Below are 13,746 nucleotides of genomic sequence, written 5' to 3'. Positions count from 1 at the left end.
CGGTTGTCTGGCAAGACGTATTCGATGCCGGCACGGGCACCGTGCAGTTGCCGGTGGCATCGAAGGATTCTTGCGCTTGTGTGGTCGTGGTCGAGTAATTATTCGACGGAACCGAGTGGTAAAGCAGTGCGTTATACGTGCCCTTGAGATCCGCGACGCTCGTGCTCACCGTCGAAAAGCCGATGAACGGATAAAAGTCGAAGTGACGGTTCGGCACCGGGAACAACTGTGGAAAACCGGGGATCGCATGGACGCCGTCGGCGGTCAACGTGGCGCCGTTGTATTGCACGCTCGCTCCCGGAATGCCCCCGCCTGCCACGCCCTGGCCGATAAAGATGGTCGGTGGATTCGCCTGGTTGAACGCAGCGGCCGTAATGTAGATCGATCCATCCGAGGCCTGGCCGCCGCCCGGCGTCAGCACGAACGCGCAGCGTGTTTGCTCAGCGGTGGGCAGCGTGCCTGCGGGCGGGTGCACCACGGCGCCGACAATCGTCGTGCCCTTGCGAGTCGGATTAACGGTACCGGTGACGAGTGGAATGGGCGATTCGAGCCACTTCAGCGTGTATTTCATGTTCACAGCGTCGATGTTCAGGCTCACGATCTCGCCGCTGCCCGCGCCGCCCAGATACGTGCTCGAGACAATGTCCGCGTTCGCCGGACACAACGGTCCAGCACCTGGACCGACAACCGGCGCGCCTTGCGTGCCACAACTCGCGCCGGAACATTGCGGCGTGTTGATCGGACCCGGGTTGTCGGCGTTACCGCCACTGCATGCGACAAACAACGGTGCGGTCGCAAGTGCGAGCGCGAGTCCTTTCGAAATGGCATACGGCATACCGCTGTCTCCCTTATCTAGTTTGCGCGTGTAATTTCGCGATCACCTTTTCGTGTGTCAACCGACTGAAACATCTAAATCGTCGATTCAAACAGTGCGCTTCCGGCCGAGCCTTGACTGACAAGGCGTTGGCAGCGCATTGAAACAAATGTTTTTCCGTAAGGTGAATTGGAGAAAATCTGTTTCGATACGGCGCAAAACGAAGAAGGTTTAAGTGCGAAAACGCGTAATCATCTACGAACGAACGTTCGTAAATAAATTAGGATAATCCCTATGGAAAACGCGGCTGAAGTTCTGTTTGACCTGCGGGGAATTCGCAGGTGGGGATTTGAAAACGACGCCGTGACGCTCATTCGGGAAAGCAGCGGGAGGTAAAAATGCAGGCGTGAAAAAGCCGGTTTCGCACAACGGCGGAAACCGGCTTTTCGTTAGATGAGCGCCTGGCGCGCTCAGCTTCTACTGGAGTCGATAAGTGGCTTAGCGCGCGAGCCCGGATTCTTCATCGGCCCCGATCGCAAGGTTCATGCACTGGATCGCCGCGCCGGACGCGCCTTTGCCCAGGTTATCCAGTCGGGCGACGGTGACGAACCGCTCTTCATTGCCGAAGACGAACAGCTCGACCCGGTTGGTGTCGTTGCAAGCCTGGACGTCAAAGAAGCCGTCGTCGAGATTGCTGTCCGCATTGAATGGCAGCACGCGCACGAACGGCTCGTTCGTGTAGTACTCGGCAAACAACGCCTGCACGTCTTGCGGTTTGGCGGCGCGCGCGAGTTGGTTGGGCGAGAAGTACGTGGTGACGGCGAGGCCCTTCAGGAAGTTGCCGACAATAGGCGTGAACACCGGCGCGTGTTTCAGTCCCGAACGCACGGCCATTTCCGGCAGATGCTTGTGGGCAAGACTCAGCGCGTAAGGCCGGGGGCTGTCCAGCTTCGCATTCCCACCCGCTTCATAGTCCGCGATCATCTTCTTGCCGCCACCGCTGTAGCCGGTGATGGAATACGCGTGCGCGGCGAAATTGGCGGAAACAAGACCACCCGCCACTAACGGCTTCATGGCCAGCAGGAACGCCGATGCGTGACAACCCGGCACCGCGATGCGCTTCGCCGTGCGCAAACGCTCGCGCTGCGCCGGCATGAGTTCGGGCAGACCGTACGCCCAGTCGTCATGCGTGCGGAACGCCGTGCTGGCGTCAATCACCACCGTGCGGTGATTGTCCGCGTTCACCAGCGAAACCGATTCGCGCGAAGCGACGTCCGGCAGGCACAGGAACGTAACGTCCGACGCATTGATCAGCCGCCGACGCTCCTCCACGTCCTTGCGCCGTGCATCCTCGATACGCAATATCTCGACGTCACGCCGCTCGGACAGATACTCGAAAATCTTCAGGCCGGTGGTGCCTTCCTGTCCGTCGACAAATACTTTCGTGGTCATCTCGATCTCGCTGGGTCGGTCGCGCCCCGAAGTCTTACGGCTGGAGCGCGGTCAAAACGCTATTTTAATGCGCTTCCGCGACAACGCGATGGCATTGCCGGGCACATCAGCCGATCGGCCTGAAAAACGTTGCAATGCTGCTAAAAAGCTACTTTGCGTTCCAGCGCGCCGTCACGGCCGCAATCCGTGCCCCAAACACTTTGGCCGTCTCCAGATCGCCGGGCGGCGGGGCTTCGTCAGGCGACGCATCCGCCGGCGATTGCGTCAGCAAGCCCGAAAAACCACCGACGAAGTTCAAGTCGTTGCGCGTGGCCGCCTTTGTATTCGACGGCATCATGCCGGTGCCAGCCCAGATCATGCTGTGCTGCATCGCGAGCGTGATCAAGTAGGCGATAGTCGAATGCTTGTCGCCGTTCATGGTCGCCGAGTTGGTGAATCCGGCCGCGATCTTGTCCTTCCACGACTGCGCGAACCACGGTTTGGAGCTGGCATCGGCAAATTTCTTGAAGTCGGCTGACGGACCGCCCATGTACGTGGGCGAGCCGAAAATGATGGCGTCCGCGGCGTCGAGCTCGGCCCAGCCAGCGTCGTCCAGATCGCCGACGGCAAGCAGTTTCGCGTCCGCGCCGGCGTCGATCGTGCCCGTAAGCACGGCTTCGGCGACTTTTTTCGTATGACCGTAGCCGCTGTGATAAACAATGACGATTTTTGGCATTTCATTCCCTGTTTGCGACACAAGGCCGCGGGTTGCGCAAGAACAACCGGAACCACGCGTCTTCGCGCTAATTTAGCCGGCTGAAAAAAACGACGCCGGTGAAAAGTTCACCGGCGAGTCTAGCAAAGCCAAATTGGACCTGCCGACGCGCCTTCAGCGCCATTCACCGCCCGTAGGTGACAACGAGTTGCGCGCTGGCGATGGTCGTGGTGCGAATTTCGTGCTCGAACATGAGCGAGGGGCTGCTTTGGCGCAGGCGCAAGTCGCTGCTGTTGAGCGCGTAGACCGTGATGATGTAGCGATGCGGTTTGCCCGGTGGCGGACAAGGACCCGCGTAACCGTCGATATCGAAATCATTGCGCGATTCCACCGCGCCCATTTTGCGCAAGACGCCCGAGGCGCTTGCATTCGATGGCAACTGCGAGACGTTCGCGGGAATGCCCGCGACGGCCCAGTGCCACCAGCCGCGGCCGGGCGCGTCCGGGTCGAAGACGGTGACCGCGAAACTTTGCGTGGCTGCAGGCGCACCGTGCCATGACAACTGCGGCGAACGGTTGCCCCCTTTGCAATCGCTCTGGTCGAAGACGAGCGCAAGCGGCACGGGCTGGTTCGTGCGGAAGTCGGTACTTGTCAACGTGAAAGGGGCTGCTACCTTAACTTCAGCAACTGCACGCGGCGCATTTGATACTATCGCGGCGCAGAAAACCGAAAGCAGCACCGCCCGGTGAGAGATTCGGAACCCGACGACACGCCAATCAAGAGCGCGGTACATAGCACAAACCACAAGCCCGATCCCCAAGCGCATGGTGCAAATTCTCCGGTCACGGGCGCCGCCAAGTCTGGCGTTTCACCCACTGCAACGATGTATTTTGTCTCAGAAATTGGCTTAGAGCTGAATTCAAGTTTAACATCCCGGGAATGGACAAAATTTTTCAAATGTTAAAAACAAGACTCGGCAAGCGTCCACACCGTGACTTCCGGTTTAGTCGAAATTTCGCTCTGCCGGCTGAAGGGCCAATGTAATGAGCACGGAGTAAATTTCCTAAAATGCGCAAGGGATTTATTCGTTTACGAGCGAGGGGTAAATAATGGGTCAACGGATAAAAGTCATTATTGCCGATGACCATCCTGTCATTCTGTTTGGCGCTACGCAGGCGCTATTGAAATTTCCCGAAATCGAAGTGATCGGGCAGGCGCGCCAATCGACGGAATTGATTCAGCTTTTGCAAAAATCACCCTGTGACGTGGTTGTGTCCGACCTTGCCATGCCAGGTGGCCAATATGGCGACGGCATGCCATTGCTGGGTTATATCGGCCGTCAGTTCCCGACTGTGCGCATTGTCGTGCTGACCATGCTGGAAAATCCCGCGCTCCTGAAACGCCTGCGTGAGGTGGGCGTGACGGCTGTCATCAATAAGTCAGACGATTTGAGCCACATCGGCCTGGCCATCGTCCATACGATGCGCGGACAGGATTATATTGGGCCGTCGGTGCGGCTGGCGCTCGACAGCATGGGCTTGTCGGCCAGTGGCCAGCAGCGTGACGTGGTGTTGTCGAAGCGGGAACTCGAAGTGGTGCGTTTATTCGTGTCCGGCATGACGATTACTGAAATTGCCGCGCAGTTGAAACGCAGTATTAAAACAATCAGTACGCAAAAGAATACCGCCATGCGCAAGCTGGGAATTGAACGGGATTCTGAATTGTTTCAATATGCCCAGAGTAATGGGTTATTAAATCTGTCGGCTTATGTGGGCGACGGAAACCTGGATGACGCCATTCAGATTAATACGCAATAGTTGTTAATTTCGTTGCATAAAAATGCCGCTCGTTTATAAAAACGCGCGGCATTTTTTAATGCAGGGGAATTAGCGATCAGGTGGTTATTGTGGTGATGCCGTGACGCCGCCGTGCGCTGCCGACCATTGCGCCGGCGCATGCAGGAATTTCTCGACTTCATCCAGCGTCTTTGTCTCAAAATAGCCCGCTTCCTTTGCGACGCGCAGCACATCCCACCATGTGGCGAGCGCGTGCAATTCCACGTCGATATCTTTCAGCACCGAGACGCTTTCCTTGAAGATGTTGTAGTGAAACAGCACAAAGCAGTGATTCACCTTCGCGCCAGCCGAGCGCAGCGCGTTGATGAAATTGATCTTGCTGCGGCTGTCGGTGGTCAGGTCTTCCACCAGCAGAACCCGCTGTCCTTCAGTCAGCAATCCTTCAATTTGCGCGTTCCGGCCGAAACCCTTTGGCTTCTTGCGCACATATTGCATGGGCACCATTAGCCGGTCGGACAGCCACGCGGCAAACGGGATGCCGGCCGTCTCGCCACCTGCGATTGCATCGATCTGCTCATAGCCGATATCGCGCAGGATGGTGGTCTCGGCCATCTCCATCAGGCCGCGGCGGACGCGCGGATACGAGATCAGCTTGCGGCAGTCGATATAAACCGGGCTCGCCCATCCTGACGTGAAAATGTACGGTTTGTCCGCGTTGAAATGCACGGCCTGCACTTCGAGCAGCATTTTGGCGGTGGTGTCGGAGATCGTCTGGCGGTCGAAGCCTGTCATGGGCGAATCCTTGGATTTTGAGGTGGCGCCTGAGGCCCGTTTTTGCGGCAATCAAGCGGCGGCGGACAAAGGCGCCTGGCGCAGCGGTGGCATCCGGTCAGGCGATATGGACTATGTTCGACGCGCGCGTAGGCCGGAATTTTACTCGACACATAAGACGCGGACGCGCACAAAGCCCGACTAAACCCCGCTTCGTCGTCGGAATTGTCTTGTGAATCCAAGACCTGCCGAGCAATCCGTGAACGCACTTTAGCCTGCTCGCGCGCTGTTTCTGTCGAAAATGGTGCTATGCGCCAATTTTAACGCGCGGTGTACACTATTTATCCCCGAAAAATGCTACGGCCGAGTGTTTCATTGTGGATGCATCCGCGCTTGTCGCCCATGCGCCTCGTCATCGCGCAGCGTTATCGAAACCGGCCGGACGTCCAACATTCATTTGATCCGTAACGAGATTTGACCGTCTCGAGCGCAGTGTCCTTACCTCGTATGCGCACATTTTCCAACTCTTTTCTCTAAACGTCTCAGGCTAATCATGGACGAACAACTGAAGCTCAGCGCCCTCGCGTATCACCAGTATCCGAAGCCCGGCAAGATCTCGGTCACGCCGACCAAGCCCTTGTCCAACCAGTTGGACTTGTCGCTGGCTTACTCGCCCGGCGTGGCCGCTGCCTGCATGGCGATCTTCGACGACCCGCTGAACGCCCAGAAATATACCTCGCGTGGCAATCTGGTCGGCGTGGTGACCAACGGCACGGCCGTGCTGGGTCTCGGCAATATCGGGCCGCTCGCCGCCAAGCCGGTGATGGAAGGCAAGGGCTGCCTCTTCAAGAAGTTTGCGGGTATCGACGTGTTCGATATCGAGCTCGCCGAGACCGATCCGGACAAACTCGTCGATGCCATCGCGATGCTCGAACCCACGCTCGGCGGCATCAACCTCGAGGACATCAAGGCGCCGGAGTGCTTCTATATTGAGAAGAAGCTGCGCGAGCGCATGAAGATTCCCGTCTTCCACGATGACCAGCACGGTACGGCGATCATTGCATCGGCGGCCATTCTCAACGGCCTGAAAGTGGTCGGCAAGAAGCTCGGCGAAGTGAAACTCGTGTGTTCGGGCGCGGGCGCCGCCGCTATCGCGTGTCTCGATTTGCTCGTCCACCTCGGGCTCAAGAAGTCGAACATCCTGGTCTGCGATTCCAAAGGCGTGATCTACGAAGGGCGCGGGAACCTGGATCCATCGAAGGAACGGTACGCCGCGAATACGACCAACCGCACGCTCGCCGATGCCATCGACAAAGCCGACGTCTTCCTCGGCTGCTCGAGCGCCGGCGTGCTCAAACCGGACATGGTCAAGGTCATGGGCACGCAACCGCTGATCCTGGCGCTTGCCAACCCGGAGCCGGAAATCCGCCCGGAAGAAGCCAAGAAGGTGCGTCCGGACGCGATCATTGCCACCGGCCGTTCGGACTATCCGAACCAGGTGAACAACGTGCTGTGCTTCCCGTTCATCTTCCGCGGCGCGCTGGATGTGGGTGCGACCACGATCACCGAAGAGATGAAACTTGCATGCGTTCGCGCGATTGCGGAACTGGCCGAAGAGACCGATCAGGGCGATGAAGTCGCGAAAGCCTACGAAGGCCATTCGCTTGAATTTGGCCCGGATTACCTGATTCCGAAGCCGTTCGATCCGCGCCTGATCATCAAGATCGCGCCGGCCGTTGCCCAAGCCGCGATGGATTCAGGCGTGGCGACACGTCCGATTCACGACATGGATGCGTATCGCGAAGAGCTTGGCGCGACGGTCTATCGCACGGGCATGGTGATGCGGCCGGTGTTCGCGGCGGCCAAGTCGGCGCCGGCGCGGATTGTGTTTGCGGAAGGCGAAGACGAGCGCGTGCTGCGCGCCGCGCAATTCGTGCTGCTGGAGAAGATCGCGAAGCCGATCATCATCGGAAGGCCGGCGGTGGTGGAAATGCGTCTGCAGAAGATGGGCTCGAAGCTCAAGCCCGGCACCGATTTCGAGATAGTGAATCCGGAAGACGATCCGCGCTACCAGAAGTGCTGGCAGGAATATCACAACATCGCCGCGCGTGAGGGGGTGACGCCGGACAACGCAAAGGCCGCGCTACGCAAGTTCAACACGCTGATTGGCGCGATCCTGGTTCGTCTTGGCGATGCCGAGGGCATGATCTGCGGCATGATCGATACGTATCACGACCATCTCAAATTCATCGAGCAGGTGTTGGGCAAGGCGGAAGGGGTGGAGAATTTCGCTGCGATGAATTTGTTGATGCTGCAGGGACGCAACCTCTTTATCAGCGATACCTACGTCAACGAGGTCCCAACGCCCACGCAACTCGCCGATATGACCATTCTGGCGGCGCGCGAAATCGAGAAGTTCGGGATTGCGCCGAAGGTCGCGTTGTTGTCGAACTCGAACTTCGGCAGCGTGCCGACGGCTTCATCGAAGCGTATGGCCGAGGCTCGCAAGCTGATCGCCGAGCGTGCGCCGGATCTGGAAGTGGAGGGTGAAATGCACGGTGACGCGGCATTGTCGGAGGTCGTGCGCAAGGCTGCGTTCCCTGCGTCGAAGCTGACGGGTGAAGCGAATTTGCTGATCATGCCGAACGTGGAAGCCGCGAATATTACGTATAACTTACTGAAGATGGTGAGCGGTGAAGGGGTCACGGTCGGGCCGTTTTTGCTCGGCGCGGATAAACCGGTGCATATCTTGACGCCCGCCGCGACGGTGCGGCGAATTATTAATATGACGGCGGTGGCGTCGGCGAATGCGCGGGTGAGGGCGGTGGGTAATAAGAGGTAAGCCGATGAGTTAATCCGTCATCCTGATTATTGGATGACGGTTGGCTGAGGCGTGGACGAAGCGGTGACCGAGGGAACCGGTCACCGCTTTTTTTGCGCATGTCCCCGCCACATCTAGCGCAAATGCGCTAACGACGCTCGTTGAATTTTTAAAGAGATAGAGAGGGTGTGGTGCATACAACGACGCCTTTCTTATTCGGACAAATCTGATTCGAATGCCAAGTTGTGCTGAGTAGAGTCGCGGATCGTTTCATCTTCCTGCTCGTCGAGACGGGTTGTTTCGAAAACTCGTTTCGCGTCAGACACATTCCGCACAACTCTTTGCAGGTATTCAGTATGAACAAGGTTTTTAAATCGGTTTGGAGCGAGGCTCTGGGTGCTTGGGTCGCTGCGTCGGAATTGTGTCGCGGACGCGGGAAAGGTGGTGGGAAGGTGGCACGGGCGGTGCTGGTGGCGGTGGGGTTGGGAGGGGCGGGAGGGGCGTTTGCTCAGAGCAACGGCGTAACAACAGGGCCGAATGCGGTCGCGCTTCATTCAACCGACATTGCAGTAGGACTAGGCGCAACGGCGCAAAGCAAAACCAAGGATGCAATCGCAATCGGCGATGCAGCGAAAAGCACGGCCGACGGAGCGATAGCGATTGGTGCCGGCGCGAGCGCTGCCGCTGACTATTCAACCGTAATTGGCAATGGAGGTTCAGTCGATTCAAAGTCGACTGCAACCGTATTTTTCGCGCCCAACGGTGGGGCTGTTTCGGGATCTGCGAATTCATTCGCGTTCAATCCGTACGGACAGACAGGGACGTCGGAATCCGCTGATTCAGTGAACATATCCGGCACAGTTGCCAACGCTCCGTCGAGCGTTGCTATTGGTTCTCATTCGCTGGTGTCGGCAGACAGCAGCGTGGCGATCGGGGCATATGCGCAGGTCGAAACGAATAATTCGGTCGCGATTGGTGATCATTCCATTGCTAGCGATCCCTATACGGTGTCAATCGGCAATTCCAATAATCAGCGCAAGTTGGTACAGGTGGCTAACTTTGGTCAACTCATCGACGCTGGCCTGATCAAGGATTCGACTGGCGTTGTGACCAACGCGTTTGTCGCGTACAAGCCAGCACCGACGCAGTGAACGGCTCGCAATTGTTCAACGCATCGACAAGCGTGGCAACGGCCCTGGGCGGCGGCGCGGGCGTCGACGCTAACGGCGGCGTGACCGCACCTTCCTACTCAGTGGGTGGCGCAACCGTCAATGACGTCGGCTCGGCGGTTGGCAACCTCGATGGCCGCGTGACGCAGAATAGCGCGGACATTGCGGGCATCCAGGGCAACCTGGCCGATGTGGCAGGCGTGGCGTCGAACGCAGTGGCCTACGATTCGCCCGACCATAGCAAGATCACGCTGGGTGGGACGACTGCTGGCGCGGCTGCCGTGACGATGAGCAACCTCGCGGCGGGTGACATTTCCGCGACCAGCAGGGACGCAGTCAACGGCTCGCAACTCAGCGCGACCAACGACCGCGTAACGGCCACGGAGAGCTCGATCGCGAATATTGAGCAGTCACTGGGCTCCAATTCGACGGCCTCGGGCAGCGACTCGACGGCAGCGGGCACGAACTCGACGGCCTCGGGCGACAATTCGACGGCAGCGGGTTCGAACTCGACGGCCTCGGGTGACAACTCGACGGAAGCGGGGTCGAACTCGACGGCCTCGGGCGACAACTCGACGGCAGCGGGCGCGAACGCGGCAGCCTCGGGCAGCGACTCGACAGCAACCGGCGGAAACGCATCGGCGTCGGAGGACAGCTCACCGGGCAAGACAGTGGTCGGCGCCGGTGTAGCGAACTACAAGGGCTTCAGCGCAGTCTCTGCGGGTGTGACCTATCGTTCGCAGAACGGGCACTGGCTGGTCAATGGGGCTGCATCGGTGACACAGCAGGGTGACGCAGGCGTGCGTGCTCAAGCGGGCTACGAGTTCTAAAACCCGTTGTTTCATTAAGTGAAAAAGGCGATCCGGATTTTCGGATCGCCTTTTCCCAATATCACGGCGGTCGTGTGAGTTAAACAAATCGTATCCCGATTTCGTTGGTTTGTTTGGGATTGCGCCTATTAGTATTCTCATGGATTCCTAATAAAGTACATATAGAGAAAGGCTTGGGTGACTTCGCTGTTGGCGAGGCGTTTATAAGAGGTGCGGTTCCGAAATATTTTGAATCCGCCGTAATTTTCAAAAACAATCAATATATTAGGAATGCATATAAATCATGAAAAGGAAATATAAAACGGTATTGAACGAGGTTTCCGCTAGGCGTGAAGCCGTCAGTGAACAAGCAGGCGCCGGTTACAAGATTTTCGAGCGAGAGCGCGGCATTCCTTTAGCGGCTCCGTTGAAGACGGCGCCGGCAACCGATCTGCGATTGTGGTCGTTGAAATGAGGCAGACTGAAATGAATTACGATCTGTCTCATGGTGCGCGTCGGCAGGCGACTGGCATACGCGCCAGCACTGGATTGCGGAAAACGCGGTCGGCCCGATTGATGGCAACGGCGTTCAGCGGGTTGATAGTCGCTGCGGCATCAGCGCCAGCTTCGGCATCGAATCCGGATTTGACAAGCTTGTTTGTACAGTCATCGGCATTTGCGACGGCCCAGGCATTGGCACAGTCACCGGCACTGAATCTCGCGAGCAACAACCACGTTGTCCAGGGCGCCATTAAAGTCAGGCAACCTGTTTCTCTCGATGGGGATGCATTGCTTTATGACCCTGCCCGAAATCAACAATCGCTCGCACAGGAACAGGACGTCGCCGAGACTGCACCCAGCACTCGACTCGCGGTAGTTCTGGAAAAGGCCGAGACGCTGATTGGCATCCCTTATTCATGGGGTGGCAATACGCCGGCACAAGGGCTGGATTGCAGCGGCTTCGTGCGCTATGTCTACGAGAAGGCGACGGGAATTTTATTGCCGCGGGTTTCCTCGCAGATCAGCCGTCAGGGCGTGGCAATCGCGCAGACAGATTTACATCCGGGCGATCTCGTGTTCTTTAATACGACTCGCGGTAGAGCGACGCACGTTGGCATTTACGTCGGCGAGAACCGGTTTATTCACGCGCCGAAGAAGGGTGCATTCGTTCGCGTCGAATCGATGAAAAGCGCCTATTGGACCCATCGGTATTTCGGTGCGCGCCGAGTGGCGTAGTGGTTGAATGGTCGAACCTTGGAAAACAAAACGCCCGATGAATTCATCGAGCGTTTTGTCGTGCGTTGCGTGAACGGACTCAAGCCACCTTTAAGCCACTTGCCGCGTCTCTCCGCCAGCCGGCGCACGCCACTTCGCCAAGAGCGCATTCCATTTCATGCGCGCCGCGTTCACGTTGTTGTCCTTCACGTGACCATAACCCCTCATGGAATCCGGCAGATTCGCCAGTTCTAGTGCGAGCGGCAACTTCTCCACCGTCAATCCGCCGATCAGCTCTTTCACCAGCGCCTCATAATCCGCGATCAGCGCCCGTTCCATCTTCCGCTCTTCGGTCTTGCCGAAGATATCGAACGATGTACCGCGCAGGAACTTCATCTTCGCCAAAACCTTCATGGCGGACAAGACCCACGGACCGTACTGCTTCTTGATCAGATGACCGTGCGCGTCCTTCTTTGAGAGCATCGGCGGCGCGAGATGGAATTTCACTTTCCAGTCGCCCTCGAAACTGCCCTTCAACCGTTCCACGAACGCCGGATCGGCGTAAAGACGCGCGACTTCGTACTCGTCCTTATACGCCATCAGCTTGTGCAAGTTTCTCGCGACGGCTTCGGTCAGTGCGTGCTGGCCATCGCCCGGACCAATTGAGGCTTCCGCCTTGCGCACTTCAGTCACGAGCCGGGCGTAACGCGCCGCATACGCTTCGTTCTGGTAATCGGAGAGATAAGTGATGCGTTTTTCGATCAGCGTGTCGAGCGCCTTAGGCGTATGCAGCGCGATGATCTTGCTGCCACCGTCCGATCCTGACGACACCCCACCGCGACCTTGCGCCTTCACAAGCCGCGTGACGCCTTCAATATCGTGAGCTGCGTGGCGACCCCATTCGAACGCCGCGAGATTCTTTTCCACCTGCACGCCATTCAGTTCGATAGCGCGAACCAGCGATTCATGCCGCAACGGCACCCAGCCGCGTTGCCAAGCAAAACCCAGCACGAACGGATTGGTGTAAATGGCATCGCCGAGTAGAGCGACAGCGAAGCGATTCGCATCGACGAGCGCAACGTGCTCGCCCGCAGCCGTGCGGATATCGGCTTCCGCGCTTGCGCCCGGGAAACGCCAGTTCGGGTTCTTGATGAATTCGGCGGTCGGCGTTTCGGCGCTGTTCACGACCACACGCGTGTGGCCGGGTTGCATCCGCGAGCCGCATTCGTCGCTGGCGGTGACAATCGGGTCACAACCAATCACCAGATCCGCTTCGCCCATCGCGATCCGCGTGGCGTGGATATCGCCGGGATGGGTGGCGATTTGCACATGGCTCATCACCGCACCGCCTTTTTGCGCGAGGCCGGTGACATCGAGCACGGTCACGCCTTTTTGCTCCAGATGCGAGGCCATGCCGAGCAAAGCGCCAATCGTCACAACACCCGTGCCACCGACGCCGGTGACCAGAATGCCGTATGGCCGGTCAATCAGCGGTAGCTCGGGCGTGGGAACAGGGGGCATCGCATCGCCGGAAATACTCGATACTTTCGGCTTCTTCAACTGGCCGCCCTCAACCGTGACGAAGCTCGGGCAAAAGCCGTTCACGCACGAGTAGTCCTTGTTGCAGGTCGACTGGTTGATCTGGCGCTTCGTGCCGTATTCGGTATCGAGGGGTTCGACCGACAGGCAATTCGACTTCACCGAGCAATCGCCGCAGCCTTCGCACACGGCTTCATTGATGACCACGCGCTTCGCCGGATCGGGGTACGTTCCGCGTTTCCTGCGCCGACGTTTTTCCGTCGCGCACGTCTGGTCGTAAATCAGGATCGTCGTGCCGGTAATCTCACGGAGCGTGCGCTGGACCTCATCGAGCTTCTCGCGATGGAATACATCGATACCCGGCGCCAGTCCCACATTCGCCTGATATTTCTCGGGTTCATCGGTGACGATCACGATCTTCGTCGCGCCTTCGGCCGCGAGTTGATGCGTGATTTGCGGAACCGTGAGCACGCCGTCTACAGGTTGGCCGCCGGTCATCGCGACGGCGTCGTTGTAGAGAATCTTGTACGTGATGTTCGTCTTCGACGCGATCGCTGCGCGGATCGCGAGCAGCCCCGAGTGGAAGTAGGTGCCATCGCCGAGATTGGCGAACACGTGTTTGTCGTTGGTGAATGGCGCCTGGCCGATCCACGCCACACCTTCGCC

The 13,746-nt window shown here is 58.2% G+C and carries 11 protein-coding genes; 5 read left to right on the top strand and 6 right to left on the bottom strand.

Features of this window, described 5'->3' with window-relative positions:
• The 4 genes from JWR14_RS21550 to JWR14_RS21535 form a co-directional block, all read right to left on the bottom strand.
• Nucleotides 1-835: DUF2957 domain-containing protein (locus tag JWR14_RS21550; RefSeq protein WP_299711189.1), on the bottom strand; the 835-nt coding region annotated here is incomplete at its 3' end.
• A gap of 477 nt (nt 836-1,312) precedes the next feature.
• On the bottom strand, nt 1,313-2,266 hold the full coding sequence (gene argC, locus JWR14_RS21545) for an N-acetyl-gamma-glutamyl-phosphate reductase (RefSeq protein ID WP_299711186.1): 954 nt from the start codon (nt 2,264-2,266) through the stop codon (nt 1,313-1,315).
• A 148-nt stretch (nt 2,267-2,414) separates the two neighbouring features.
• Complete coding sequence (locus JWR14_RS21540) at nt 2,415-2,981, bottom strand: flavodoxin family protein (RefSeq protein WP_299711183.1); 567 nt, start codon at nt 2,979-2,981, stop codon at nt 2,415-2,417.
• Nucleotides 2,982-3,144: 163 nt separating this feature from the next.
• A complete protein-coding gene (locus JWR14_RS21535) occupies nt 3,145-3,753 on the bottom strand; it encodes a YbhB/YbcL family Raf kinase inhibitor-like protein (RefSeq protein WP_299711180.1) in 609 nt (202 codons plus the stop codon).
• Nucleotides 3,754-4,069: 316 nt separating this feature from the next.
• Here JWR14_RS21535 and JWR14_RS21530 point away from each other — a divergent pair, with 316 nt between their 5' ends.
• Entirely contained in the window at nt 4,070-4,777 is a 708-nt protein-coding gene (locus JWR14_RS21530) for a response regulator (protein ID WP_299711177.1), read from the top strand.
• A gap of 84 nt (nt 4,778-4,861) precedes the next feature.
• On the opposite strand, the gene JWR14_RS21525 is transcribed toward JWR14_RS21530, so the two are convergent.
• Entirely contained in the window at nt 4,862-5,548 is a 687-nt protein-coding gene (locus tag JWR14_RS21525; RefSeq protein ID WP_299711174.1) for an orotate phosphoribosyltransferase, read from the bottom strand.
• Nucleotides 5,549-6,080: 532 nt separating this feature from the next.
• Between JWR14_RS21525 and JWR14_RS21520 the strand changes: the two genes are divergently transcribed.
• The 4 genes from JWR14_RS21520 to JWR14_RS21505 all read left to right on the top strand — a co-directional run bounded on the left by JWR14_RS21520 (nt 6,081) and on the right by JWR14_RS21505 (nt 11,562).
• The gene (locus tag JWR14_RS21520; protein WP_299711172.1) at nt 6,081-8,369 is read left to right on the top strand and encodes an NADP-dependent malic enzyme; all 2,289 of its coding nucleotides are present in this window, start codon (nt 6,081-6,083) and stop codon (nt 8,367-8,369) included.
• 335 nt (nt 8,370-8,704) lie between these two features.
• Nucleotides 8,705-9,499, top strand: coding sequence for an ESPR-type extended signal peptide-containing protein (locus JWR14_RS21515; RefSeq protein WP_299711169.1), 795 nt, complete (start codon nt 8,705-8,707; stop codon nt 9,497-9,499).
• A complete protein-coding gene (locus tag JWR14_RS21510; protein WP_299711166.1) occupies nt 9,496-10,347 on the top strand; it encodes a YadA-like family protein in 852 nt (283 codons plus the stop codon). The genes JWR14_RS21515 and JWR14_RS21510 overlap by 4 nt, the downstream gene beginning before the upstream one ends.
• Before the next feature lie 555 nt (nt 10,348-10,902).
• Nucleotides 10,903-11,562, top strand: a complete 660-nt coding sequence (locus tag JWR14_RS21505) for a C40 family peptidase (RefSeq protein ID WP_299711163.1) — start codon at nt 10,903-10,905, stop codon at nt 11,560-11,562.
• A 90-nt stretch (nt 11,563-11,652) separates the two neighbouring features.
• Here JWR14_RS21505 and JWR14_RS21500 read toward each other — a convergent pair.
• Nucleotides 11,653-13,746 (bottom strand): indolepyruvate ferredoxin oxidoreductase family protein (locus JWR14_RS21500; RefSeq protein WP_299711161.1); only part of this gene is annotated, 2,094 nt, incomplete at its 5' end.

The sequence above is a fragment of the Caballeronia sp. genome (genome assembly GCF_028292365.1).
Taxonomy (GTDB): domain Bacteria; phylum Pseudomonadota; class Gammaproteobacteria; order Burkholderiales; family Burkholderiaceae; genus Caballeronia.
The sequence above is the reverse complement of the archived record's forward strand: the minus strand, read 5'-3'. Positions and strand labels throughout refer to the sequence as shown.